Origin of the sequence: Enterococcus sp. 4G2_DIV0659 (genome assembly GCF_002140715.2) — a bacterium.
Lineage (GTDB): Bacteria > Bacillota > Bacilli > Lactobacillales > Enterococcaceae > Enterococcus_L > Enterococcus_L mansonii.
The window spans coordinates 25,261-51,012 of record NZ_NGLE02000001.1 but is presented as its reverse complement, the minus strand read 5'-3'; the positions used below and the strand labels follow the sequence as shown (position 1 = coordinate 51,012).

General features: G+C 35.9%; 24 protein-coding genes. 3 read left to right on the top strand and 21 right to left on the bottom strand.

All coding sequences use genetic code 11. The features are described 5' to 3' along the window. Window positions 1-51: 51 nt before the first annotated feature. The gene (gene plsY, locus A5880_RS00235; protein WP_086330079.1) at window positions 52-687 is read left to right on the top strand and encodes a glycerol-3-phosphate 1-O-acyltransferase PlsY; all 636 of its coding nucleotides are present in this window, start codon (window positions 52-54) and stop codon (window positions 685-687) included. Between the two features lie 95 nt (window positions 688-782). Here the strand turns inward: plsY and A5880_RS00230 are convergent, their stop codons facing one another. The 18 genes from A5880_RS00230 to A5880_RS00145 all read right to left on the bottom strand — a co-directional run bounded on the left by A5880_RS00230 (window position 783) and on the right by A5880_RS00145 (window position 21,122). Further along, complete coding sequence (locus tag A5880_RS00230) at window positions 783-1,658, bottom strand: aldose 1-epimerase family protein (protein ID WP_086330078.1); 876 nt, start codon at window positions 1,656-1,658, stop codon at window positions 783-785. A gap of 12 nt (window positions 1,659-1,670) precedes the next feature. Next, complete coding sequence (codY, locus tag A5880_RS00225; RefSeq protein ID WP_086330077.1) at window positions 1,671-2,462, bottom strand: GTP-sensing pleiotropic transcriptional regulator CodY; 792 nt, start codon at window positions 2,460-2,462, stop codon at window positions 1,671-1,673. Between the two features lie 65 nt (window positions 2,463-2,527). Next, window positions 2,528-3,931: an ATP-dependent protease ATPase subunit HslU gene (hslU, locus tag A5880_RS00220; protein WP_086330076.1), complete on the bottom strand. Its 1,404-nt coding sequence runs from the start codon at window positions 3,929-3,931 to the stop codon at window positions 2,528-2,530. 15 nt (window positions 3,932-3,946) lie between these two features. Beyond that, on the bottom strand, window positions 3,947-4,495 hold the full coding sequence (gene hslV, locus A5880_RS00215) for an ATP-dependent protease subunit HslV (RefSeq protein WP_086330075.1): 549 nt from the start codon (window positions 4,493-4,495) through the stop codon (window positions 3,947-3,949). A 115-nt stretch (window positions 4,496-4,610) separates the two neighbouring features. Beyond that, a complete protein-coding gene (xerC, locus tag A5880_RS00210; RefSeq protein ID WP_086330074.1) occupies window positions 4,611-5,510 on the bottom strand; it encodes a tyrosine recombinase XerC in 900 nt (299 codons plus the stop codon). 332 nt (window positions 5,511-5,842) lie between these two features. Further along, window positions 5,843-7,168, bottom strand: coding sequence for an FADH(2)-oxidizing methylenetetrahydrofolate--tRNA-(uracil(54)-C(5))-methyltransferase TrmFO (gene trmFO / locus A5880_RS00205; RefSeq protein ID WP_086330073.1), 1,326 nt, complete (start codon window positions 7,166-7,168; stop codon window positions 5,843-5,845). A gap of 69 nt (window positions 7,169-7,237) precedes the next feature. Next, the gene (gene topA, locus A5880_RS00200; protein WP_086330072.1) at window positions 7,238-9,316 is read right to left on the bottom strand and encodes a type I DNA topoisomerase; all 2,079 of its coding nucleotides are present in this window, start codon (window positions 9,314-9,316) and stop codon (window positions 7,238-7,240) included. A gap of 120 nt (window positions 9,317-9,436) precedes the next feature. After that, window positions 9,437-10,318, bottom strand: a complete 882-nt coding sequence (dprA, locus tag A5880_RS00195; protein ID WP_086330071.1) for a DNA-processing protein DprA — start codon at window positions 10,316-10,318, stop codon at window positions 9,437-9,439. 68 nt (window positions 10,319-10,386) lie between these two features. Next, window positions 10,387-11,154 (bottom strand): ribonuclease HII, encoded by a 768-nt coding sequence (locus A5880_RS00190; protein ID WP_086330070.1) that lies wholly within the window; start codon window positions 11,152-11,154, stop codon window positions 10,387-10,389. After that, a complete protein-coding gene (ylqF, locus tag A5880_RS00185; protein ID WP_086330069.1) occupies window positions 11,144-12,007 on the bottom strand; it encodes a ribosome biogenesis GTPase YlqF in 864 nt (287 codons plus the stop codon). The genes A5880_RS00190 and ylqF overlap by 11 nt, the downstream gene beginning before the upstream one ends. Before the next feature lie 8 nt (window positions 12,008-12,015). After that, window positions 12,016-12,570 (bottom strand): signal peptidase I, encoded by a 555-nt coding sequence (gene lepB / locus A5880_RS00180; protein ID WP_086330326.1) that lies wholly within the window; start codon window positions 12,568-12,570, stop codon window positions 12,016-12,018. Between the two features lie 110 nt (window positions 12,571-12,680). Further along, on the bottom strand, window positions 12,681-14,126 hold the full coding sequence (locus tag A5880_RS00175) for a S41 family peptidase (protein WP_086330068.1): 1,446 nt from the start codon (window positions 14,124-14,126) through the stop codon (window positions 12,681-12,683). Between the two features lie 95 nt (window positions 14,127-14,221). After that, entirely contained in the window at window positions 14,222-14,440 is a 219-nt protein-coding gene (locus A5880_RS00170; RefSeq protein WP_086330067.1) for a YozE family protein, read from the bottom strand. Between the two features lie 4 nt (window positions 14,441-14,444). Then, window positions 14,445-14,954 (bottom strand): peptide-methionine (S)-S-oxide reductase MsrA, encoded by a 510-nt coding sequence (gene msrA / locus A5880_RS00165; protein WP_086330066.1) that lies wholly within the window; start codon window positions 14,952-14,954, stop codon window positions 14,445-14,447. After that, a complete protein-coding gene (locus tag A5880_RS00160) occupies window positions 14,951-15,568 on the bottom strand; it encodes a YpmS family protein (RefSeq protein ID WP_419469618.1) in 618 nt (205 codons plus the stop codon). Before A5880_RS00160 ends, msrA begins: the two co-directional genes overlap by 4 nt. 58 nt (window positions 15,569-15,626) lie before the next feature. After that, a complete protein-coding gene (locus A5880_RS00155; protein ID WP_086330064.1) occupies window positions 15,627-16,535 on the bottom strand; it encodes an SGNH/GDSL hydrolase family protein in 909 nt (302 codons plus the stop codon). A 466-nt stretch (window positions 16,536-17,001) separates the two neighbouring features. After that, complete coding sequence (locus A5880_RS00150; RefSeq protein ID WP_086330063.1) at window positions 17,002-20,010, bottom strand: hypothetical protein; 3,009 nt, start codon at window positions 20,008-20,010, stop codon at window positions 17,002-17,004. 269 nt (window positions 20,011-20,279) lie between these two features. After that, on the bottom strand, window positions 20,280-21,122 hold the full coding sequence (locus A5880_RS00145; protein WP_086330062.1) for a DegV family protein: 843 nt from the start codon (window positions 21,120-21,122) through the stop codon (window positions 20,280-20,282). 130 nt (window positions 21,123-21,252) lie between these two features. Here A5880_RS00145 and trhA point away from each other — a divergent pair, with 130 nt between their 5' ends. Both trhA and A5880_RS00135 read left to right on the top strand, forming a co-directional pair. Further along, window positions 21,253-21,906 (top strand): PAQR family membrane homeostasis protein TrhA, encoded by a 654-nt coding sequence (gene trhA, locus A5880_RS00140; protein ID WP_179190374.1) that lies wholly within the window; start codon window positions 21,253-21,255, stop codon window positions 21,904-21,906. 149 nt (window positions 21,907-22,055) lie between these two features. Next, window positions 22,056-22,256: a hypothetical protein gene (locus A5880_RS00135; RefSeq protein WP_086330060.1), complete on the top strand. Its 201-nt coding sequence runs from the start codon at window positions 22,056-22,058 to the stop codon at window positions 22,254-22,256. Between the two features lie 62 nt (window positions 22,257-22,318). Here A5880_RS00135 and A5880_RS00130 read toward each other — a convergent pair whose 3' ends face one another. The 3 genes from A5880_RS00130 to A5880_RS00120 all read right to left on the bottom strand — a co-directional run bounded on the left by A5880_RS00130 (window position 22,319) and on the right by A5880_RS00120 (window position 25,744). Next, complete coding sequence (locus tag A5880_RS00130) at window positions 22,319-22,831, bottom strand: adenine phosphoribosyltransferase (RefSeq protein ID WP_086330059.1); 513 nt, start codon at window positions 22,829-22,831, stop codon at window positions 22,319-22,321. 2 nt (window positions 22,832-22,833) lie between these two features. Next, window positions 22,834-25,146, bottom strand: a complete 2,313-nt coding sequence (gene recJ / locus A5880_RS00125; protein ID WP_086330058.1) for a single-stranded-DNA-specific exonuclease RecJ — start codon at window positions 25,144-25,146, stop codon at window positions 22,834-22,836. Window positions 25,147-25,318: 172 nt separating this feature from the next. Beyond that, on the bottom strand, window positions 25,319-25,744 hold the full coding sequence (locus tag A5880_RS00120; protein WP_086330057.1) for a LapA family protein: 426 nt from the start codon (window positions 25,742-25,744) through the stop codon (window positions 25,319-25,321). Between the last annotated feature and the right edge of the window lie 8 nt (window positions 25,745-25,752).

The following is a 25,752-nucleotide window of genomic DNA, read 5'->3' as shown; positions in this document are numbered from 1 at the left end:
TCTATTCATGATAAAATAAATGCTAGTTTGAACAGAAAGAGGTTACGCTAAATGAAGTTTTTCGTTCTATTGATTATAGCGTATTTACTAGGTTCCGTTCCTTCTGGTGTTTGGATAGGTAAACTTTTTTTCAAAAAGGATATCCGTCTATTTGGAAGTGGGAACACGGGAACGACAAATACGTTTAGAGTTCTAGGGAAAAAAGCAGGGATTACCGTTTTATTGATGGATATTTTAAAAGGAACTTTAGCGACTAGCTTACCCGTTTTATTTTCTTTGGATGTTAATCCGCTAGTGTTCGGTGTAGCAGCAGTTTTAGGTCATACCTTTCCTGTTTTTGCTAATTTTAAAGGAGGAAAAGCTGTTGCGACTAGTGCAGGGATGATTTTAGCTTATAATCCAGCGTTTTTTGTTTATTCTGCATTGATTTTTATTATTCTTTTATATGTTACTAGTATGGTAAGCTTGACTAGCATGATTGCAGCGGTTTTGATCACTCTTTCAACTATGATTCTGCCATTTGCTATTCCCGCGATTTTACCGCAGTTTGATTGGTTATTGACGATAATTGCTATTGCTTTAACGCTGTTCATTTTTATTCGCCATAAGGATAATATCCAACGAATAAAAGATGGAACTGAAAGTCGGGTTCCGTTTGGTTTAGGGGCAAAAAAGGACGAAAAGTAAACGGTCCAAAAAAGCTACTTTTCATCTCCCTTTTTCCGGTTTTTAAAGGGTCTTAGATATCACTTTTTAGGTGGTATCTAAGACCCTTTTCACATTTATTTTGCAGTAAGTGTATAGCCAGTTTTAAAGATAGTTGAAGCGGCTAGTTTATTGATACCTATTTTATCAATAAGATTCCCAGTTGCGTTGGTTGCATCCGCAATGCCGCACCACGGTTCGATACAAACAAACGGTGCATCTTTCCCATAAGGAGACCAAAGACCGACATAGGGCATGTCAGTGTAGCTTAAACGAATACTATGAGGACTCTCATCTGTTGCAATCGTAAATGAATTGGTTCCTTTTGTTTCGAAAATAATAGCATCGTTTTTGAACAATTCATGGCGTAAATCGAGACTAGTATTGGTTTGACCTAATGTTTTATGCTCAAAATCTGCATAAGGTCCTACTAGTGGAATTTGAATACGTGATTTTTGTGGTGAAAAGCCTAAATAGTAATCGTCAAAAGATAAATGTTTTTCCAAAGGGACATTGAATGCAGGGTGACCACCAATTGAAAAGTACATTTCTTCTTTTCCTGTATTTTCAACTTGATAACTTACAGCAAGTTTATCCTCTTCTAGTGCATAAGAAAGAATCAATTCAAAATCAAAAGGATACCCTTTTTTTGATTCTTTACTGCTTTTCAAAGATAAAGAGACAAGTTCTGATCCATGTTCAATCACTTCAAACAAGCTATCTCTGGCAAAACCGTGTTGCCCCATTTGATAGGTTTGGTTTTCATACGTATACTGATCGTTTTTTAAACGTCCAACAATTGGAAATAAAACTGGCGCGTGTCGTCCCCAAAATGCGGGATCCCCTTGCCAAATGTATTCAATATCATTATGCTTTGATTTTAAGCTGATCAACTCAGCCCCTTCTTCAGCAATTGTCGCAATCAAAAAGTCATTTTCGATTTGTACCGTCACCTGTACCGCCCCCTAGTTATTGTCCTTTTCTAATTCTTTGATAAACTGCTTATTCAACACTTTTAGATATGTCCCTTTCATTCCTAAAGAGCGAGATTCGATAATACCAGCTGATTCTAGTTTTCTTAGCGCATTGACAATCACAGAACGAGTAATGCCAATTTCATCTGCAATACTTGAAGCCGTTAATCTTCCTTCTTCTCCGTCTAATGCTTTGAAAATCGCTTGCACCGCTTTTAATTCACTGTACGATAAGGTATTTATCGCCATTTGAACGGCTGTTGCGCTACGAACATTTGCTTCGATATTTCTAGATTGTTGATAAAGAATTTGCATACCAACGACTGTGGCACTATATTCTGCTAAAACTAAGTCTTCATCATTAAACGATTGTTCCACTCGAGCTAAAATAATCGTTCCTAAACGATTACCTGCACCGTACATTGGCACGATGGTAGTTAACCCGTGAGGATATTTTTCCCGTAATTCAATGGGAAATGCTGTTAAATCACTAGCGATAGAAATATTTGCTTCTGTTTTAACTAAATTATCTGCGGCATCTGTATAACTTTGTGGAAATCGTTTTTCTTCAAACATATGTTTCACGCGTGCGTTATTCACGTCCAACTTTTCGTTATACCCTAATAAAACGCCATTATTACTGATAATGTAGGCATTGCTTTCTAAAACATCGCCTAAAACCATCGCCATTTTATCATAAGGTAAATCAGCCTGTTGATCGAAGGTGTTTTTTTGCTGTAAAAGTTTGTTAATTTGACGAGTTTTTTCTAATAATGTAGTCATTTTTACTCCTCCTTAGTTTAAAAGACAAAAGAACGTTATTCACTTTTTTTAGAGACTTGCAACTATTAAAGAATATAGCGGCTTAGATCCTCATTTTGAATAATACTATTTAATTTTTCATCTACATATGCTTCTGTGATTGTGATTTCTCCCATTTGCATATCTGGTGCTTCAAATAATAAATCTTCTAATAGTCGTTCTAAAATTGTATGCAAACGACGAGCACCGATATTATCAGTATCACGATTTACATTAAAAGCAATGTGTGCAATTCGCTCAATCGCTTCTTTGGTAAAGATTACATCCACGTTTTCTGTCCCAATTAATGCAATATATTGTTTGACTAATGCATTGTTTGGTTCTGTTAAAATTCTTACAAAGTCTTCTGCAGTCAGATCGTCCAACTCTACTCTAATCGGGAAGCGTCCTTGTAATTCAGGAATCAAATCACTGGGTTTAGATAGATGGAACGCACCTGAAGCGATAAATAAAATATGATCTGTTTGAATAGGTCCGTATTTTGTATTTACTTGCGAACCTTCTACGATCGGTAAAATATCACGTTGAACCCCTTCTCTAGAAACCTCACCGGAATTTTGTTGACTTTTAGAAGTGATTTTGTCGAACTCGTCGATAAAAATAATACCGCTAGACTCAGCTAAACGAATCGCTTCACTATGAATATCGGCATCTTTGACGATTTTGGCAGATTCTTCTTTCACTAAAAGCTCTTGTGCTTCTTTTACTGTAACTGTGCGTTCGACTTTTTTCTTAGGAGATAATGCGCCTAAGGTTTCGTTTAAATCAATACCCATCTGTTCCATCCCATTATTCATGGCTGGCATGGTCTTTTTTGGTTCGTCTATTTCAATTGTCACTTCACGATTGTTTAATAGGCCTTTTTCTAATTGTTCCAAAATTGTTTTACGGTTTACTTTGATTTCTTCTGTCACTTCTTCTTGTGATTCTTGTGGTTGTTGTGCTGTATTAAACATTTGCATCATTTGCTCAAATTGATTGGTTGAGGATTGTTTTTGTTCTTTTTTAATTCCTGGGACTAACACTTTCACTAAACGCTGATTCGCTTTTTTTAAGGCTTGCGCGTATACTCGGCTGTATTGTTGTTTTTCAACGATTTGAATGGCATTTTCAACAAGATCTCGAACCATTGATTCTACATCACGTCCGACATAACCTACCTCTGTAAATTTAGTTGCTTCAACTTTTACAAAGGGGGCATTGACGATTTTAGCCAGACGTCGGGCAATTTCCGTTTTACCTACCCCTGTAGGTCCAATCATCAACATGTTTTTAGGTGTCACATCTTGCTGCATTTTTTCTTCAAGTTGCAAACGACGATAGCGATTTCTCAAAGCAACAGCCACTGATTTTTTAGCTGTTTCTTGTCCGATGATATATTGATCTAATTCTTTTACTAATTCTCTAGGTGTTTTATTTAATTCACTCATGGTTATTTGCCCCCATTATAATTCTTCTACAATAATATTGTGATTGGTAAAGACACAGATATCTGCTGCAATAGTTAACGCGTTTTCGGCAATTTCTTTTGCTGACATTGTTTTATCGCCATATCGTTTCATTGCACGAGCCGCTGATAAGGCAAAATTACCGCCTGATCCAATCGCTAAGATGCCATCATCTGGCGTGATTACTTCTCCTGTTCCGGATACAAGCAACATTTCTTTTTCATTCATAACGATTAACATTGCTTCTAATTTTTGCATTGATTGCTGTGTTCGCCATTCTTGTGCTAATTCAACAGCGGCTCGCGTTAAGTTGCCGTTGTATTCATTTAATTTACCTTCAAATTTTTCTTCAAGTGTAAATGCATCAGCTACACTTCCAGCAAAACCAACAACGACTTCATCGTTATAGATTCTCCGGACTTTTTTGGCAGTCCCTTTCATAACAACAGACTCCCCCATTGTTACTTGACCGTCACCAGCCATTGCGAATTTTCCATCTTTTTCAACAGCACAAATTGTTGTTGAGTGAAATTGTGATTCAACCATTATAATTATTCCTCCTAATTTAAAAACGTAACGGATTTGAACCCGTATAAATAGATAATTTATTTGTTTGACTATGACAGAATAACAAAAAAAGCCGCTAAGAACCTTTTACTTACTAAGCACGAGGATGAAACGTTCGATAATTTTTTTGCAAGCTTTCTTTCGTTACATGTGCATAAATTTGAGTAGTTGATAAATCAGAGTGTCCTAATAATTCTTGAACTGTCCGCATATCAGCACCATTGTTCAATAAATGTGTTGCAAAGGTATGTCGTAACATATGAGGGTGAATGTCACTATTTAGAGTACTTTTTTTGATTAATTGATTTAAAACATACTCGATTCCTGTTGTGGTTATCTGTTCTCCATGATGGTTAACAAAAACAAATGCATGATCTTTCTGATATTTTTCCATCAAGACAGTTCGACCGTTTTCTAAGTACTCTTTAAGAGCATCTTGGGCAAATGAGCCAAAAGGAACGTAACGATCTTTATTGCCCTTTCCATGAATAAGGACGACATTTGCAGAAAAATCAATTGCTTGTAACGTTAAATTGGCACATTCACTTACACGGATACCTGTTCCGTAAAGAACCTCTAATAAGGCCTGATTTCTTAATTCTAATGGTTTAGAGCCCTTAGCACTTTCGAACAGTGCATCCATTTCTTTTTCGTAGAAAAAACGTGGAAGACGTAATTGTCTCTTTTTCATATGAACGTAGGAAAAAGGATTCTCTTTGATGGCTTCATTTTTTAATAAAAATTGGTAGAAAGATCGTAAGCTAGCAATTTTTCTACTGATTGAGTTTCGACTGTATTCTTTATCATAAAGAAAGCTCAAGTACGTTCGAATATCTAGATGATCTACACTCAAATAATCAGTATCTCCAGAATTTTTTAAAAAATCAAAAAAGTTAAGGATATCTTCTTCATAAGCAATTCTCGTTTTATCTGAGTAGCCTCGTTCAACAATCAAGTAATTTAAGAACAATTCTGTCCAGTTTTTATCTTGCATAAACGCTCCCTCCAATAATTTACAAAGTAACTTTAGCATAACCGTTTTGAAAAGACAAACGAATTGTCAGAATTTAATCAATATTTTCAAATTTGGTAACAATTTATTCATAGTTTATATTAATATTCTCCAGATTATAAATAAATTCTCATTTTTTCTTTATCTTTCAAGATAGAGCAAAAAAGTAAGTGAGACATGACTCATTGAGTCGTGTCTCACTTACTTTGAATCTTGATAAACGATGGGATCAGAAGTAATCTCTTCAGAAATAAGATGTAGATTATTTTCGACTTTGCTCTCGAGAGGAAACATTTCTGCCTCACCCTCTGCTATTAGTTGGATTTTTCAGATAGATTTATTTCCTCTGTTATTTCAGCCAACTTAGCCAATGCTCGATTAGCAATTGCTTCATAGCGTTCTTTTTTATCACGAATTCTTTCTGGTAACTCAGGAAAGAGACCAAAGTTTGCGTTCATGGGTTGGAAATGCTTACCCTCAGCATGAGTAATATAGTACGCCATACTGCCCAAAGCAGTTTCTCTAGGAAAGACCAGTAACTCTTCTCCTTTGGCTAGGCGAGCTGCATTCATGCCGGCTAATAGTCCACTGGCCGCACTTTCAACATATCCTTCCACACCAGTCATTTGACCTGCGAAAAATAGGTTGTCTCTTTTTTGCGATTGATAGGTAGGTTTTAATAATTCTGGTGAATTCATAAAACTATTTCGATGCATCACGCCATAACGAACGAACTCAGCATTTTCTAAACCAGGAATCATTTGGAACACACGCTTTTGTTCTCCCCATTTAAGATGAGTTTGAAAACCTACAAGATTGTACAAGGATGCTGCAGCATTATCTTGACGCAATTGGATCACAGCGTATGGACGTTTGCCTGTCTTAGGATCTTCCAATCCAACGGGTTTTAATGGTCCAAATAGCATCGTTTTAATTCCACGTTTGGCCATTACTTCTATGGGCATACATCCTTCAAAGAATTTTTCTTTTTCAAATGTTTTTAAGGGAACAACTTCAGCCGAAATCAGTGCTTCATAAAAAGCTTTGAATTCTTCTTCTGTCATTGGACAATTTAAATATGCTGCTTCACCTTTATCATAGCGTGATTTTAAATAAACTTTATCCATGTTAATCGTTGATTTATCAACGATTGGTGCTGCAGCATCATAGAAATAAAAACCATCAGAACCATTAAATTCTTTGATTTGTTCAGCTAATGCTTCTGATGTTAAAGGTCCCGTTGCAACAATGACGATTCCTTCAGGTAGTGTTGTGATTTCTTCATTTTTGACGGTGATTAATGGATGTGATTTGATTCTATCCGTGATTTCTTGTGAAAAAGTATCACGATCGACAGCCAAAGCACCACCAGCTGGCACTGCTGTATGATCAGCGCTACTAATAATGATTGAATCTAAGCGACGCATTTCTTCTTTCAATACACCTACAGCATTGGTTAAATTATTTCCTCTTAAGGAGTTTGAACAAACGAGTTCGGCAAAATTTTCCGTTTGATGTGCAGGTGTTTTTTTTACTGGGCGCATTTCATATAGTGTAACTGGGACACCAGCTTGAGCAACTTGCCAAGCGGCTTCACTTCCAGCTAAACCAGCTCCGATAACTGTTACAGAAGTAGACATGTATTTCCTCTTTTCTTAAAAAAGCCAACAACATGAGCAGTGGCTTTTAAATTTTCTTACGTATTAAAGTTATTTTTGAACATTTTCCTCATAATCCCCATTGATACAGACGACTTGTTTTCCGCCTTTGACTTTTTTCTCAACGAGATATTGTCCACACTTAGGACATGGACGACCAATTGGTTTATCCCAAGAAGTGAAGTCACAATCAGGATAACGGCTACAACCGTAGAATAGACGATTTTTCTTTGATTTTCGTTCGATTACTTGGCCTTCATTACATACTGGACAAGTTACACCAATTTCTTTAACGATTGCTTTAGTATTTCGACATTCTGGAAAATTGCTACATGCATAAAATTTCCCATATCGTCCTAATTTGATCACCATTGGATGCCCGCAAAGATCACAGTCGAATCCAGCTGGTTCATCTTTGATTTGAATTTTTTCTATTTTTTCTTCAGCATTCGTTAATTCTTTTTCGAATGGTTGATAGAAACGATCAACAACTTCAACCCAACGTTCTTGTCCAATGCCGATTTTGTCTAAATCACCTTCCATAGAAGCTGTAAAGTGAACATCGACGATTTGCGGGAAAAATTCCACGATCAATGAATTAACGATTTCACCTAATTCTGTGGGTTCAAATCGTTTATTGGTCAATTTTACGTAGTAACGTCTTTGAATCGTTTCTAATGTCGGTGCATATGTTGAAGGACGTCCTACGCCATTTTCTTCTAATGCACGAATTAATGTTGCCTCGCTAAACCTTGCTGGCGGTTGGGTGAAATGTTGTTTAGGTTCGATATCGACGGCGTTGACTTTATCCCCTTGCACTAAATCAGGTAAGATGTTTTCTTTGTCTTCTTTCCCATCATCTCGTCCTTCAACATAGACCTGCATAAAGCCTTTAAATTTAACTTTGGCACCATTTGCGATAAAAATCACACCGTTTTGTTCTAAAGTTACTTTCATGGTATCTAAAATAGCTGGTGTCATTTGACTAGCAACAAAGCGTGACCAAATCAATGTATATAGTTTTAATTGATCTTTGTCTAAATATTGCTTGATTTCATTAGGTGCTCGTAAAACACTAGATGGGCGAATCGCTTCATGGGCATCTTGTGCGCCTTGCGCATTTTTCGCTTTACGTCCACCATGAGCAGAAAATTCACTGCCGTACGTTTTTACAATGTAGTCAGCTGCTTCTTCTTTAGCTGAATCAGCAATCCTTGTTGAATCCGTACGCATATAGGTAATCAAACCAACTGTTCCTTGTTTTCCAAGGGCAATACCTTCATACAGTTGTTGAGCGACCATCATTGTTTTTCTTGTTCTAAAATTCAATTTTCTAGCTGCTTCTTGTTGTAGGCTACTGGTTGTAAAAGGCAATGCAGGATTTCTCTTGCGTTCTTTTTTCTCAACTTTTGTCACATCATATTCGTTTCCTTTGATGCGAGTGGTTACTTCTTTTACGGCCTCAGCATTTGGCAATTTTTTCTTTTTACCATCAAGACCCCAGAAATTTGCTTTGAACTTTTTCTTTGCTTTTTGGAAGTTACCGTCAATACTCCAATACTCTTCTGGAATAAATTTTCGGATGTCATTTTCTCTATCAATAATAATTTTTAACGCTACTGATTGTACTCGTCCAGCACTTAAGCCTTTTTTTACTTTTCTCCATAAAATTGGGCTTAGTGAATAACCAACTAATCGGTCTAATATTCGACGAGCTTGTTGGGCATCAACCAAGTCCAAATTAATCGTTCGAGGTTCTTTAAATGCGGATTTTACCGCTTCTTTTGTAATTTCATTAAATACTACACGATTTTTATCTTTCAAATCAAGGCCAAGAAGGAAAGACAGATGCCAAGCAATCGCTTCTCCTTCTCGGTCCGGATCGGCTGCGAGATAGACTTTATCTGCTTTTTTAGCAGCAGTTTTTAAACTTTTAATCACATCGCCTTTACCACGGATGGATATATAGTGCGGTTCATAGTTATTTTCAATATCAATACCCATTTTACTTTTTGGTAAATCTCGAATATGCCCAACACTGGCAACAACCTTGTAGTTTTTTCCTAGATATTTTTCAATCGTTTTGGCTTTTGCGGGTGACTCTACAATTACTAGATATTTATACGCCATTCAACGTGTGGCTCCTTTCGGTTTTTGTGTTCCTACTATTATATGTATCAAATTGTAGAAAACTCACAAATCGTACTTCATCATATCTATTCATTACAGGTTTGTCAAGGATTGATGTAGTTAAATTGAAAAATTCTGAATTTCTTCAAGAATATCTTGAGGACATATCGTACATTTTGCTCCATCTTGGATAAGGGCGTGACAACCATCCGATTCTGCATTAAAAAGATTTCCTGGAACCGCAAAAACTTCTCTACCATATTCTAAAGCAGCTTGAGCGGTAATTAAAGAGCCACTTTTCTGTTTGGCTTCTACAACACAGGTTCCAAGACTCATACCTGCAATAATTCGGTTTCTCATTGGAAAATGATATCTTTTTGGTCCAGTACCATTTGGATACTCACTAATAACCAACTGTTCTAGCATCATTTTCCGTTGAATATGAGCCGTTTCTTTAGGATAACAAATATCGAGCCCAGTTCCTATAATCCCGATTGTTTTACCACCATTTTGCATAGCTACTTGATGACTAACACTATCGATTCCTTTAGCTAAACCACTAACAATTACCAAATCGTTGTTAATCATCTCTGGGATTAGTCGTCTGACGACGTTTATTCCATAAACAGAAGCGGATCTGGCACCAATAAAAGCTAGAGAGTTTTTTTTCAGAAGCTCAAGATTGCCTTTGTAAAATAATATCGCTGGACAATTATAAATCTGCTTTAAATGACTTGGATATGTTGGATCTAAGATGGTAATAAAGTCATGAGCTGCTTGGAATTTTTTTAACGTATCGTCATTTTCGGACCAATTATTCCAAGATTCGCTAAACAATTTTTGATATGTTGTTATTCCTGCAATTTGAATGATTTCTTCTTTGGAAAAATCTGTACTGTTGTGGTAACTTACTGAAAAATCCAAGACTTTTAGCATACCTAAATTGCCAATACCGTTACATACGGCCAATTTAAATAGTAAATCACGTTGTTCCTGATTCATAAAAAAACCTTCTTTCACAAATACTTGTTATAATAAGCATTCGCAAAAAAAGGAGTATTTCATTTTTTTTAGCACATATCTTTGATTGGAGCAAATGTTTTTCTGTGAATTGTGCAGATCCCTTGTTTCTCTAGTCCCGATAAATGTTCCTTGGTTCCGTAGCCAGCGTTGTTTTCAAATCCATATCCTGGATACATTTTAGCATAGTCTTCCATCAAACGATCACGAACAACTTTAGCAATAATACTAGCTGCAGCGATTGAAACGGATCGAGCATCTCCTTTAATGAGACTTTCTTGAGGAATCTTAACATCCAATGTCATAGCATCAATTAGTAAATAATCTGGAATAAAGCAGAGATCTTCGAGAGCAATCCCCATTGCTAGTTTGGCAGCTTGATAGATATTTATTTCATCGATTGTATTATGATCGACCATTCCAATTCCGATGGAAATTGCTTGGTTTTGTATTTCATTGTATAGTTCATCTCTTTTTTTAGCAGATAGCTTTTTTGAGTCGTTGACTCCTAGTAATTGAAAATTCTCTGGCAAAATCACCGCAGCGGCTACAACTGGACCTGCTAATGGCCCTCGCCCTACCTCATCGATCCCAACAATTAGTCGGTGACCGTCTGCACGAGCTTTTTTCTCAAATTGCTGCATTTCTTCAAATAACGCAAGCTCTTTTTCGTGACGTTGAATATTTCTTTCCCATTGAGCCAGAGCTTGTTGAACACCATTGCGTTCATCATTTTTCCACTGCTGTATTCGTTCATCATCTCTTGCTTTGATCGTTTTTAAAGCGATTTTGATTTGCTGGATTGATTCATTTTTCATCTACTGTTGCTCCTAATTCTTCCCAACGATCTAATGTATATGGTCCTAATTTGCTACTCCGTATCTCTTGAATAATCATTTCACTCGCTCGATCATAATCGTCTCGATAACCGCGCTTTTGGCTGATCAACATCAAAAGTTCAGCAGCAGGTAAAAAGGTTTCTTCCTCTGTAATTTTGTAACGTTCAATCAAGCGTTCAGGATAAAAGCGCGCAAAAAAACCTAAGCCATAGATTGCTAAATCATCTAAATGAAGCAGCTGATCTTTAATTGCGCCAGTCAGTGCTAATTTTTTCCCAATTTCTTGATCTTCAAATTTAGGCCACAATATCCCTGGTGTATCTAGAAGCTCTAATTCGGTACCTGAACGCAGCCATTGTTGACCTTTAGTAACGCCCGGCTTGTTTCCTGTTTGAGCGATTTTTTTGCCAACCAAGCGGTTCATCAATGTAGATTTTCCAACGTTAGGAATCCCGATACACATCGCTCGTATTGCCCGAGGTTTCAAGCCTTTTGAACGTTCTCGATCAAGCTTTTCTTTTAGTGCCTTCTTGGCTTCCGGCACGATTTTATTCACACCTTTATTTTGTTGCGCATTGATGATTAATGTGTGATACCCCTTTTTTTCAAAGTACTGTTGCCATTTTTGATTCTGATCTTTGTCAGCCAAATCCCCTTTGTTAAGCAAGATGAGACGTGGCTTTTGTTGTACGATTTGATCCATCATTGGGTTTCTTGATGAAAGAGGCAAACGTGCATCAATTAATTCAAAAACAATATCGACGTATTTTATTTTCTCGGATACTTCTCTTCGGGCCTTAGCCATGTGACCTGGGAACCATTGTATTGTCATTTTATCACCTATCTTGGTATGAATTTCATATGTGTTACTGGGTAGTATACAAATTGGGCTTTCCCAATGATATATTTACTTTCGATTGCACCAAAAGATCGACTATCTTTGGACATTCGGCGATTGTCGCCTAACACAAAATAATTATTTTTAGGTAAAACATTTTCTGCAATAAGATCACTTAAATTAAAATTAGTTGTGTATGGAGCTGATTCATGATCTTTTTTTAAATTTTTTTCTAAAAAAGGTTCTTCAATGGGGTGTTCATTGATAAAAAGTTGATCATTTTCATAACGAATTGCATCTCCTGGTAATCCAATTACTCGTTTAATATATATTGATCCGTTTGGTTGTTTAAATACCACCACATCAAAGCGCTTGATCGAGGAAAATTTCTCCATTAAGATCATGTCTCCTTGGCTGAGTGTTTTTTCCATTGAATTTCCATCGACTGGAACTGGAATCAAAAGGAAACCTCTCAATATAAATAGCAATAACAAAGACGGAACGAGTAATTTTATGAAAAAAATGATGTAGCTGACAAATGTTTTTCTTTCATCCACAGTTCTTTCTCCTCCATCTTTCATTACTCCTATTATAAAGGAAAAACAGTAGAAAAAGCGACAATTTTATAAGAAAAATTGCACGATACATATTCTTCTTCAAGTTAATTTTAATTTGTTTTAATTTCTTTTTGTAACTCGTTTATTCCTGTATCGTATGCTTGATCGTTTTCTTTAATTTTTTTTGCTAAATCTAGTTCAATTTGTGCAGCAGTTTCATTATCGATTTCACCTGTGACAGGAAGACCATTGTCGGCTTGTAGAGTACGAACAGCAGACTGTGTCTGTTCTGTATAGTCGCTGCTTTCTACCTGTACATCAAAATCAAGAGCCTTTAATAAGGCATTGACATTTTTGACAACAGGGGAAGAATCACCTAGTTTTAACGTCTTATCTCTAGAAATTGGAGATAAATAGGCGTACTCTGGATAATCAGCTTGAATAGTTGGTTCTAGTCCTTTTTCATGAATCCAATTCCCTTTTGGTGTTAACCATTTTAGAACCGTCAATTTGATTTCACTTTTGTCGTTCAAGTTTTTTACCGTTTGGACTGTCCCTTTGCCGAATGTTTTTGTTCCAATTACTTTTTTATTTCCAGATTCTTTTAAAGCTGCAGCAAAAATTTCAGAGGCGCTTGCACTACCATCATCGACTAACATAACAGTTGGTTCAGTAACCTTAAATCCACCATCTAGCTGATTAGAAGCAACATCTTCACTCGTATTACCATTTTTATCTTCAAATTTGACAATTGTTTTACCATCTTTTAAGAACATACTAGCCATTTTTTCCACTTGATCTAGTAACCCACCAGGATTTTGTCTTAAATCAATCACGAAAGATTTTGCGCCTTCTTTTCTTAATTTTTTAATCGTTTCTTGGAGTTCTTTGTACGTATTTTCTCCGAATGAAGAAATTTTTATTGAACCGATTGATGTGTCTTTTTTATCGATTTCTCCTTTTACTGTCTCAATCGGAATTGTGTCTCTGGTAAGTTTTAGCTCAAATGTTTCTTCACCACGCTTAATCGTTAAACGTACGTCTGTTCCTTTTTTTCCACGAATGTTGCTGACAACTTCTGAAAGAGTTTTTCCTTGTGTGTCTTTTCCATCAATTTTTAAGATTACATCGTTGGCTTTCATCCCTGCTTTGGCAGCTGGGGAGCCTTCGATTGGTGCCTGAGCAACAGTTGGTAGTTCTTCGGTCATCGTCATTGTTGCTCCGATCCCTTCAAAACTACCAGAAAGGCTTTGATCCAGTTCATCTGCTTCTGGTTCGTTTAAATAGCTGGAATATGGGTCATCAAGAGCTTCTGCCATCCCTTTTAATGCACCATCTACTAATTTTTTTTCATCCACTTTTCCTACATAATTATTGACGATTTCATTATATAGGGCATCTACTTTTTTTAGCGCACTATTTTGCGGTGGAATACTGCTTAGCTCACGTTTATAGCGGTAATTAAAATATATATAGCCACTTCCGCCTGCCAAAAAAGCAACACAAATAATAGAAATGATGTATTGATAAAAAGGCACTTCTCGTTTATTTTTCATAAAGTCATCTCTTTTCCGTAAAATTATCATTACATGTTTTCCAGTTTAACACGAAAAAAAAAGAAGGAAAAGCCCTCTTTGCTTTTCCTTCTTTTTTATTTATTATTTTCTAAATATTTTTCCCACAGCTCATCAAAAATGTGCATATTAGTTAAATAATCGACGTTCATTTCCAAGTAGGTCGAAAGTTCATGATAATCTTCTGATTGTTTGGGAAATTGGATATCTTTTGCTGCATCGTTTGCAAACTGGCTTTCATTTGTTTTTTTAGGTGTTCTCAAGGTCATTAAATAATGATAAAAACTTCTTCTCATCTATTCACCAATTTTCTTTTATAAAATTTGCACGATTGGCATGGGCATCTTCGTATCGTTCAGGCTCTTTTTGATAAAAATCTTGGTGATACTCTTCTGCAGGATAAAACGCTACAGCAGGCTCGATTGTTGTAACAATGGGTTCATTGAATTTCCCACTTTCTTGTAAAGCTTGTCTGCTTTTTAAGGCGATTTCTTTTTGTTGTTCACTTGTGTAAAAGATAACTGGTCGATAATTGTCTCCTCGATCTTCAAATTGCCCTAAAGCATCTGTGGGATCTGTTTGCTGCCAGTATATTTCTACTAATTTCTCATAGGGCATAATACTAGGATCAAATTCGATTTCAACCGCTTCTGTATGACCCGTTGTGTGGCTTAACACCTGCTCATAAGTCGGATGTGGAACATGTCCACCAGTATAGCCGGAAGTGATCGAAAGAATACCTGGTTGTGTATCAAACGGCTGAATCATACACCAGAAACAGCCTCCGGCAAAAATAGCTTTTTCGCTCAATTCGTTTCCTCCTTCTTATCTTCCTTTTCTTTTGGCAAGTATATATTCATACGAATATCATCGTCAACTAAATTGATTTTTTCCGCACGAATAAATAATCCATTTTGCATTCTAAATTGATCTAATCGCAGCAAAATTGTCTGCTCATCAGGATTTACTTCAACCCAACTTGGCAATTTATAATCTCTTTGAACAAATTTCAAGATTTCTTTCATTGGTAATCCTAATGTTCCAATAGACAGACTTTTTGCTTTAAGCTGGACATTTCCGTCATCCATTACGTATGGATCAAAATAAAGGTAAAATTGAATCGGATGTCCTAATACTTCAAATGTTCCATTTAACATCGCTTCATTTTCCAAATAGAATTTGTAGGTAATCTTTGACCCTTTTTGAAAATCGCTAAGATAAAAATCAATCAATGAATTGACTTGTTTTTTATTGGATTGGATCGCTATAACGGGGGTTCCTTCTTTTTCTACTAATTCTGGCACAGGTTTATAGTTTGGTTCTCTTACTTGTGTAATCCTTACAAATACAAATGCAAGTGATCCGATAATTAATCCAACTAGAACCAGAAAAGCAATTTTCCAGCGATTAATTGTTTGCTTCATTTCTGGAGTGTTCTTTCTTCGTCTGTTTGCTTTTTTAGGTTCCTTTTTTTCTGCAAATTCATTTGCCATTGGTATCACTCACTTTCTTTGGTAGCCATTTTTCCTGACTTTTTACCATTTCATCACGAACAGCACTTGCCATGATTTGGTAGCCTAGATTATTCGGATGAAAACGATCCTCTTCGTATAATGCGTTATTTTTAATATCTTGAGATCCACTGGTAGCTGTATCACCAGATTCTCCATTACTTACAATACCCACTTCATCTCCAACACCTTTGTATAGTAGATCGTTAATGGGAATAAAATAGGCATTTTTTTCATTCTTGACTATTTCTTCTGTTCCGTTGTTCCAATCGGTCACTATTTCTTGCATCTCCGTAATATCAGGAAAATAAAGATAAAACGGATTGTAAATACCTAAAACATAAATTGGTGCGTTGGGATTGTGTTTGCGAATCTGTGTAATCAATTTTTCTACTTCATTTTGATAATTTTTTAACGGTTTCTTGAACGAGCTTTTGGTTAATTTAAAAATATCTCCTTTGATTACTTTCATTAAGTCATTCCCACCAACCGTTAGAGAAATAATATCTGCTGAGGCAAGTCCTTTTTGAATAGTAGGATCTTTTTTGATTCGTTTAAGAATTTGATCACTGCGATCGCCGTTTTTGCCAAAATTATCGGTTTGAATGCCATTTAAATCATAGTGTTCTTGTAAATCTTTTGCAACTAAAGGAACAAAGCCCCCACTATTCGTTAAATCGCCAATTCCTTCTGTTAAGGAGTCACCAATCGCCGTATAATGGATCACTTCTTTACTATTGTTGCTAGTTTTTTTAATTGTTCCTGACCCTAATAGTGGTTTTTCTTTAGGTATTGCGACCATCAATAGTAAAAACACACTTAAAATAGTCATAAAAAAAAGAACAAAACTTGACCCGTTTCTTTGAAAAAATAATTTCATTGTATTCCTTCCTTTACATTAACTCACGAATAATCTTCTGTGATTCGAGCATAGTTCAATGATTGTTTATTTGAATGTTGCTTTATCTGTTAAACATTATCCCAATTTTACAAGCTTTTGTACAGTTGATTGTTAAATAAAATCGAAAATTTATGAAAAGTTTGATCCGCCAAACAATTTACCTTTATACCTTATCGTCACACCTTCCACTCTGATCAAGGATCGGCTGACCTATATACAAGCATTAAAGGGCAACCGTATTTTTCAAAAGCATCCTAAAGCAAGAATTGTATTATGGAAAAGTCCAGTAGAGTTTCGACGATTCAATCAAAAAACTGCATAAAAAATAGAGTGGAAAAATCCACTCTATAAAAAGTCTAACTTTTTTTGGTCACTACAAAGCGCTATCTAGGCTTTTTACTTTGTTCAACAACGCTAGCTTTCAAAAAAATTCAACACGTTTAAACTACGGTCCCACACTTAATAAAAATTCTACATTCGTTTGGTAGGAAAGGTCTTTTTGCATGACACTTGGTGGCACACTTAAATAAAAGCCATCCGGATCCTTCCATTGAATAATATTGCTCATTTCAAGACGATTGTTTGTATAAATTTTTTGCATTGTTTGATTCAAAGGAATCGTATTTTCTTTATTTTTTAATTTTATAACCGCTCCTTTGAGTTCTTTCGTGTGTTCTCCGTCCTTCGCTTGAAATGGCTGAGTTACCCGTGCTTGGATTTCCCAAGAGGTTTTAGTCAGACGATTATCCAAGACCTTGAGTTGCCACTTCGGATTGGTTTGTTGTATTTCTTGTTGATAACCTCTAATTCCTAGGGTACCAAAATCTAGCGTTTGAGGCTTTTCAATATTGAAGTCTGGGCCATATCCTGTAAAGCTTATTTCATAAGGATATTTCAGGTATTTATTACTAGTTTCACCTATTTGTTCTGCCACATACACCTTACCTTTGGTTTCTTCGGTCACTGCTAAATTCAGTTTGGGATACATTTTAAACCCATTTCCAACCATTTTAGCGTAATGATCATTATTTGCTGGAATATTGAAATATTGGTCTATTCCCGCTTGCTTGTAATGGGCGCTATAGCTTTCTTTTGAATCTGTTTCTTTTGTTGTGATACTAACATTTTTACGCTCTAAATGGTCTAAATACAATGGAATAAAGCCTGCTTTAGTGATTCTATAAAAAACAGTCCTTTGATTGGGTAATCCTTTTAAAGGAACTGAAGGGCCTTGATCGTTCGTATAAAGCGCTTGTTGATTATTTGGGGTCACGTAGATACCGATCACATCATCATAATTTACAGGTAATTGCCCATTTGAATCAGCTGTTTTTTGCTTGAAGCGCTCCAACATGTCAAGTGGAGTAGATTGATTTAATGCATTGAGGAATACATCTTTCGCCGCTTGTGGTTGACTGTAAATTTCGGTTGCTCCATCAATACCTGATGCCGTCTTACTCATATCTAAATAGGTAACTTGATAATAAGGGACATCCTCTTGATTATTTGCATCCAAAGGCGTAGTTGTATCTACGGAAATATTTCCATAACTTCCAGTGACATAAGGGTTCTGATTCCCATCTTCATGGAGAGTCAACGCTAATGTGGATTCACCTATCGTTATGCCACTTCCACCTATCGCAATTGAGTTGCCAAAAGTCACATCGACTAAAACATCAAAATGCGTTTCTAACTGTTTCCCTTCTAGATCAGTCGTAAGCTTCAGTGTCATGGCTGAAGTCACTGTATCATTTGTAATCACTGAAGTATCTGCTGCTTTTACGGTACTAAGTTCATAACCAGTCAGTTCATTAGCTCCTAATTTCACGTATGTAATTAAATTCTTTAATTTAGTTTGAGAAAATGTTGTTGTATCCGTGCCTAAAGGAACAGATGCCTTTTTTGATTTTATCTCGAATTTTTTATAAAAAAATGTCACTTCTTCTTGACTATACTGAATCAACTGATCTGCACTATTCGATGGTGTCACAGATACATGGGCATATTCAGGGATAATCCCTCCTTTTTTTAGAGGATAAGGATGGGTAAGTAACCCTGGTATTTCAGTTTTTATTGTGTCTGGCAAATTAGGAATCGGTTGATTTGTTTCTTGATCTAAATAGCGATAGGTCACTGTTGTTAAAAAATTAATACTAGTTTTAAAAGTTGTTTTTAAAGAAGGTTGCCCACTGGCGTTCATTGTAACTGTTCCTGTAGTATCAAGGTATTTCCCACCTTCTCGATCTTTTAATAACGATTGATCAATTGGAACGTTTGGTAAATTAATTTTTCTTTTAAAATTGAAATAATGAGCATATAAAGCTTCTTGTGATTTATCTTTGGGTTTAATTGTTGTTTTTCCATCCACGGTTTTGATAGAAAACAACGCAGCACTGTCTATTCCGGATTCATTGGTTACTTGCCAATCCCCAAACGTCAATGAGTCAACTGTCGGAGCCTCTATTTCCCAGCTTATGTCGTCTGTTCTATTTTTTACCGATTGATAGGGCATATACTGGCTAAATGTCTGATTGATTGTACTATCTTTTGAAACAGACTTTACGATTTGTTCTTTACCTACTGGTGCTTGATTCTCTATTTTTGGAACAATTTTATTCGTAAATGAATATCCTATATCAACATATGGATTATCTGGTGTGTCGCTAATTATAAACTCTATTTTATTTCTGTTATTATAGATCATTACTGCTTGACTTTGAGGAGAATTGAGAGAGCCAATTAGAGATTCTCTTTTTTCAGTACCACGCATCAGAAGCTGCTCTTTATTATCCTCAACTTTAATAACAATGGGTCGAAGAACACTATCTTCAACATATGACCGACTAATACTATATATTTTTTCTATCCAATTTTTAGCAATTTGATATCTAGTACCAATAATCACGTTTCTGAATACCCAATATCCAGAGACGTTGATTGGGTTATCTTGATTATCAAAAAACTCATAAGTGAGAGTTGCCGAACCAGTACTTTTATCAACAAAAACTGTAGAAAGAGTATTTTTTATGTTTACTGTATTTACAAGTTGATCATCTATGTAACGTCCATAACTATCTTGAGCTGGTTTGGCTGTTTTAATTGTTATTTTCATATTTATAGTGGAGTTGTTAAATTGCCCTACATTAGATACCTTTAGCCATTCCGCTTTTTTTGTCGCAAACGGAATGTATCCCTCTATTGGATAGACCTTCCCTTTCCCCTCTTTATCTACAAATATTCCATCTGAATGAGCGATAATTTTACTTTCGTTTGTCCACATTGGAGTAAACGTATTCTCTTTCGGTATTTCATTTGTAAGAGAATCTAGCCAGTACGGTGATTCCGGTAACCAAACTTCTGCCGCTTCAACAACTGTTGAAAACAGTGTATTTACATATACTGCGAAACCTAAAAATGTCAGTATATAAATAGAAATTGTTCTTTTTTTTATCATTGCTTAACTTCTCCTAACCCTACCTATTCAACTTACTAAGTATAAGTTATTATAACAAACCATTTAAAATCTGTACTCTTCAATGCTGAATCAATTTTTGTGCAAAATCGAATAATAGTGTTTTCGCATCTATTATGGGTAGCTAAAATGTTAAAAGATAATATCAAAAAATAACGCAGTGCGTAGAGTTGTTGAAAAGTAAATACGAGTGAAGGCTAGGAAAGAAGTAACTCTTCTTTCCTAGCCTTCACTCGTATTTCGATTTAAATTCAGTCTGTATAATACATGATTGCAAACGCACCTTTACCTGTATGTGTCGCAATTACAGGGTTTGTATGTAATACAGGTATGTCCATCTCTGGAAATAGTGCCTGAAGCCCTTCTTTAAACCCTTTAGCCAGTTCTAGTCCATCTGCATGAGAAATCCCAATTTGGCGTACATTAGATAAATTGCTTAATTCATTTTTGAGTTCTTCAAACCACTTATTAAAAGTTTTTACACCACGACCTTTAGCAACTGGTATTAGTTCTGTGTGATCAAAATCCATGACTACTTTCATATTAAAAATATTCGACAACAATCCTGTTGTACGGCTAATACGACCACCTTTAACTAGATTATCCAATGTTGAAATACCGATGAATAATTTTGTGTTTTCTTTGATATGATTAATCTCAGCTAAAATTTCTTCAACGCTCGCTCCATTATTTGCAAGTTTCGCTGCTTGGATTACTTGAAAGGATAAGCCCTGGTCAGTAAAATCACTATCAATCACCGTCACTTTGCTTGAACTAAGATTACCTGCTTGTCTAGCAGCTTCCACTGTTCCGCTTAAGCCTTTTGTCATGTGAATCGAAATAATCTCACTTCCATCAGCACCCAAACGATCGTATAGCTCAACAAACTCGCCAATCGGTGGCTGACTTGTTTTAGGTAAAGCATTTGCTGTACTCATCAATTCCATGAAATGCTCACCTTCTAAATGATCGTCATCAGCATAAACAACACCATCAATCATCACAGATAACGGCATCATTTGAATACCTAATTCGTCACGTACACTTTTACGCATAGTACAAGAAGAATCAGTCACAATTTTAACATTTGTCATAATTTTATCACTCTTTCTTTAAAAACAACCTCAATTCATGGTAAAATACTTGTGAGGCTTAAATGTCTGCTTATAGTATACCAGACAAAGAATTATTTTTCACCAAATTAAAATGAAGGAAGTTGATTTCTTGGAAAAAGTTAAATTCTCCAGAAAATATATGATTTTAAATGAAGTTCTTAATGCAGTTACACATGGGATTGGCGCTGGACTAAGCATTGCAGGGTTAGTGATCTTATTGGTAAAAGGTGCACGCCTTGGCTCTGCTGTACATGTGGTTTCATACGCCATTTATGGAACGACACTGATTCTTTTGTTCCTCTCTTCTACATTGTTCCACAGCTTGATTTTTACTAAGGCAAAAAAAGTCTTCCAAGTTTTTGATCATAGCTCTATTTTCTTGTTGATTGCTGGAAGCTACACTCCTTTTTGCTTATTAAGTATTCACGGCTGGCTCGGTTGGTTGTTATTTGTCCTTATTTGGGTGATGGCGATCAGTGGTGTGGTCTATAAGTCATTGACTCTGCACAAACAAGAAACAGTCAAACATGTGTCCACGATCATCTATATTATCATGGGCTGGCTTTGCATAATCGCCGCGAAACCTTTATATGATTCATTAGGTCCTGTTGGCATTGCACTTTTAGTCGCTGGTGGTGTCTCCTATACATTAGGAGCTGCTTTTTATAGTTTAAAAAACGTTCGCTTTATGCATGTGGTTTGGCATTTATTCGTTATGTTAGGCGCAGGCTTTATGTTTTTCTCCATTTTATTTTATACGTAAAAAAGCTCTTAATCCTTATATAAAAGCACTTCTTTTTGATTAAACAGAAAAAGAAGTGCTTTTTTCTATTTATCTCTTTACAAACAGAACAAAAGTTCGTATAATAACTATACAAACGTTTGTTCGATAAAATTATGAGGTGATTAAGAATGAAAGCAGTTCGTCGTGGTGGTCTATTATTTTTTGTATTGATTATTGGTATCTTCTTAGGAACATTAGGGTTACAATCGGCGTTACTTATTGTTAGCCCTCTATTTATTATATGGTTTATGCTTTGGGATGAAAAAAGGTACACCCATTCCAGAAAGAAAAATGAACATCAACAATATGTGTATCGCAAATACCCATAGAATGAATATAGAATAGAAAAAGTGCTTTCCTTAGCCTACAAGCTAGAGGAAAACACTTTTTTTTAATATTCCATCAATGTCACAATTTCATATCCATCGATTTTATCGCGTCCGTGTAAGTCCATTAGCTCGATTAAAAATGCACAACCGACAACGACTCCGCCCAATGACTCTACTAATTCTGTTGTCGCTTTAATCGTACCACCAGTTGCTAATAAGTCGTCGCAAATTAATACTCTTTGACCTGGCTGAATAGCGTCTTTGTGTAAAGTTAATGTATCTGTACCATATTCTAAATCATAGGTTACTTCAATTGTTTCACGTGGCAACTTGCCTTTTTTACGGACAGGAGCAAAGCCAACTCCTAATTCATAGGCAACAGGACAACCAACAATAAAACCACGTGCTTCAGGTCCTACGACCATATCAATTCTTTTTTCTTTTGCGTAATCAACGATTTGTTTTGTTGCTTCACGATACGCATCACCATTTGCCATCAATGGTGAAATATCTCTAAAGATAATTCCTTTTTCTGGGTAATCTGGAATACTAGCAATATAGTCTTTTAAATCCATTTTTATACGTCCTCCTCATTCCACAGCCATTGTTGTAATGTTTCACGATCGCTGTATAGCAAAAATTCTTCTATTTTGATTTTTTTTAAGCGAGTTTGATAAACCTTACTTTCCGTTAACGGATGATTTTCAGGATTCTCCACTTTTCTTAAAACACCGTTGTCTATTGTAACAAATCCTAGGTCAAAAAACACCTGAATCATAAAAATTAATAATTTTTCTTGAATGTTTAGATGTTGAGCCACAACATTCAACTTATAACGAACATCGACTTGTTCTTGTTGCTGGACAAATTTATATAATTGAGCAAATTGTTCTCTTGTTCCTGCACCATTTAAATAGGCTTCTTCTTGTGAATTGACCATTAAATAAACTCGCTCGATGCCACCTCGTTGAGTAATTTGTTTTAATACTTGTACGTCGTCTGGACAATCTACAAAAACTAATTGTTGAATATCTTTGTTTTTGATCAGCTCTACTGCTTCATCTAAGTCTTTAAATAGCAATTGATTATCCTGATGTCCTTCAATTAGCTTATGACTTTCTTCATGAAAATAAACACATAACGTATTTTGAATTGGAATTTCTCTTTGGCGGCCATTCTTACCTCGTAAATCAAATAATTGGACCCCTTCTACAGAAAAATCGTTAACCATTAATTGTGGTTTTTTGTTTCCATTCCATTCATTTATGGATAATTGTCCCGAAACACTAGTCATTCCTTGCCCAAGCTCATCTGCTTGGTTGCCCATTTGAAAAGCAATCGCATCTAATTTAGCGCCATCTTGACTTAACTCAAATTTAAGATGACTTTTGTCAGCCCCGATTTGTCGACTTTGCTCGATCGATACATTTTCAAATAAGAAGTTAGGAACAGGATTATCTGTGCCAAAAGGAGTCAAAATTTTCAACTGATCAATAAAAGAGAGCGTTGCTTCCGAGACGTTCAAGGACTCATCGATAAGTAATTCTTGCCCTTGTGAAAGATCAATTTGATTTTTTTCAAGGTAATCAATAAGATGCTGGTTCATTTTAGAAAGATTCTCAACAGGTAATGTCATACCCGCTGCCATATGATGTCCACCAAAATGGGTAAACTCTTCACGAATTTCACTTAAGGCTTCAAATAAGTTCAGCGCTGCAACACTCCTACCTGATCCTTTGGCAAATTCCTCCTTTTCATCAATCGTCAACACAATCGTAGGCTTGCCAGTATCTTGCATGATTCTTCCAGCAACAATTCCTAGAACCCCTTCGTGCCACCCTTTTTTAGCAATAACGTGGATTTGGGCTGTTGGATCAATGAGTTCAAAGGCTTCTTTTGTTATTGAAGCGACAATCTCTTTTCGTTCATCATTTTGATTATTGATGTATTTTGCGATCTTTTCAGCCTCTTCTTCATCAAAGGTCGTCATCAGTTCAACACCAGGTGATGCATCCCCTAAACGCCCTAAAGCATTTAAACGTGGACCAATTGAAAAGCCAATATTTTCTTCACTAATTGCCTCTTTTTTTACTTCAGCTAGGTGAAGCAACATATCTAAGCCAATTCGTTCGCCTGTCCGAATTATTTCTAACCCCATTTTTACTAATACTCGATTTTCATCTGTAAGTGAAACTAAGTCAGCAATGGTACCAATTGCCACCAAATCTAAAAATTCGGCAGGGAGTTCGCCTAACAATGCTGTAGCAACTTTAAATGCTACGCCGACTCCAGCCAGATCACCAAATGGATACTGCCCTTTTGGGTGTTTTGGATGAATAATAGCAAACGCATTAGGCAGCTCTGGTGGTAATTCATGATGATCTGTAACGATTACATCAATACCTTGTTCTGTTGCGTATTGAATCGCTTCATGACCTGCAACACCATTATCTACCGTTACAATCAATTGAACACCATTTTCGATCTGCTCTTTGAAAACAGTCACATTAGGACCATATCCGTGAACAAAACGATTTGGCAAGAAATACTCCACCTCGCCTCCAATGAGTTCAATCGCTTCTTTCATAACAGTCGTACTAGTAATGCCGTCAGCATCATAGTCACCGTATACCAAAATCTTCTCACCTTGAGCAATGGCCTCTTGGATCCTTGCCACAGCTTTGTCCATATCATACATTAAAAATGGATCGTATAAATTATCAACTGTTGGACGCAAAAATGTTTCTACAGCTTCTCTAGATTGAATGCCACGATGCCATAAAATTTGACCAAGTAATGGATTAATCGATTCATTTGTTAGTATTTCTGAAAATTCTTTAGGCAATTCTGTCTTTTCCCGTAATTGCCATGTGTATTTTGCTTTTTTCACGACGTCACTCCTAACCCAGTAATTATACCAAATGAAGCGCGAAAACTAAAGAAACTCTCTTAAAAGAAAACTGATTTTTTAACAACGTAAAAATAATAGCCAAAAATTGTCGTTTCACATACAATTTTTGGCTATTCCTTCATTTCGATTTAATCGCGATAGTCAAAATGATTTATTTTTCATCATTATTTCTAGGTTTTGTAAAATGATCTACGCGGCTGCCTACAGATTCTTCTTCACTTGATGGTGTTTTCAAACGGGCATCATATTTGGCTTGTAATTCAGCCAATTGATTTTCATAGTTGCGTTTGACTTTCTCAACCTCTTCTTGCGCTAGTTCATTAGACTCTTTTTTATAAATCAAAAGCTCTTTTTCCAGTTCTTTCACTTGTTTCTTTTGCTTCCACAAAGTTGTTGTAGAAGTTAACAAGCCAATTAATGCCCCTAGGATTGCCGAGCCTAAGATAATAAGGATCAGTGGGCCTGATAATTTGGTAAAACCGAAATTAACTGGCACTGTTTGATTGTTTAATACAGCAAAAATAACAATTATCAACACTAAAACAAGCCCAATAATAACACGCCATTGATTTTTCATAGTGAATC

Excerpts from the sequence above, each read along its gene's own strand:
- trmFO (WP_086330073.1), bottom strand. The coding sequence starts at position 7,168 with ATGTCTACTTCTGTAACAGTTATCGGAGCTGGTTTAGCTGGAAGTGAA.
- codY (WP_086330077.1), bottom strand. The coding sequence starts at position 2,462 with ATGACTACATTATTAGAAAAAACTCGTCAAATTAACAAACTTTTACAG.
- topA (WP_086330072.1), bottom strand. The coding sequence starts at position 9,316 with ATGGCGTATAAATATCTAGTAATTGTAGAGTCACCCGCAAAAGCCAAA.
- dprA (WP_086330071.1), bottom strand. The coding sequence starts at position 10,318 with ATGAATCAGGAACAACGTGATTTACTATTTAAATTGGCCGTATGTAAC.
- A5880_RS00170 (WP_086330067.1), bottom strand. The coding sequence starts at position 14,440 with ATGAGAAGAAGTTTTTATCATTATTTAATGACCTTGAGAACACCTAAA.
- A5880_RS00160 (WP_419469618.1), bottom strand. The coding sequence starts at position 15,568 with ATGAAGCAAACAATTAATCGCTGGAAAATTGCTTTTCTGGTTCTAGTT.
- hslV (WP_086330075.1), bottom strand. The coding sequence starts at position 4,495 with ATGGTTGAATCACAATTTCACTCAACAACAATTTGTGCTGTTGAAAAA.
- A5880_RS00175 (WP_086330068.1), bottom strand. The coding sequence starts at position 14,126 with ATGAAAAATAAACGAGAAGTGCCTTTTTATCAATACATCATTTCTATT.
- A5880_RS00135 (WP_086330060.1), top strand. The coding sequence starts at position 22,056 with ATGAAAGCAGTTCGTCGTGGTGGTCTATTATTTTTTGTATTGATTATT.
- ylqF (WP_086330069.1), bottom strand. The coding sequence starts at position 12,007 with ATGACAATACAATGGTTCCCAGGTCACATGGCTAAGGCCCGAAGAGAA.
- hslU (WP_086330076.1), bottom strand. The coding sequence starts at position 3,931 with ATGAGTGAATTAAATAAAACACCTAGAGAATTAGTAAAAGAATTAGAT.
- A5880_RS00190 (WP_086330070.1), bottom strand. The coding sequence starts at position 11,154 with ATGAAAAATGAATCAATCCAGCAAATCAAAATCGCTTTAAAAACGATC.
- A5880_RS00120 (WP_086330057.1), bottom strand. The coding sequence starts at position 25,744 with ATGAAAAATCAATGGCGTGTTATTATTGGGCTTGTTTTAGTGTTGATA.
- A5880_RS00130 (WP_086330059.1), bottom strand. The coding sequence starts at position 22,831 with ATGGATTTAAAAGACTATATTGCTAGTATTCCAGATTACCCAGAAAAA.
- A5880_RS00145 (WP_086330062.1), bottom strand. The coding sequence starts at position 21,122 with ATGACAAATGTTAAAATTGTGACTGATTCTTCTTGTACTATGCGTAAA.
- plsY (WP_086330079.1), top strand. The coding sequence starts at position 52 with ATGAAGTTTTTCGTTCTATTGATTATAGCGTATTTACTAGGTTCCGTT.
- A5880_RS00155 (WP_086330064.1), bottom strand. The coding sequence starts at position 16,535 with ATGAAATTATTTTTTCAAAGAAACGGGTCAAGTTTTGTTCTTTTTTTT.
- xerC (WP_086330074.1), bottom strand. The coding sequence starts at position 5,510 with ATGCAAGATAAAAACTGGACAGAATTGTTCTTAAATTACTTGATTGTT.
- A5880_RS00150 (WP_086330063.1), bottom strand. The coding sequence starts at position 20,010 with ATGATAAAAAAAAGAACAATTTCTATTTATATACTGACATTTTTAGGT.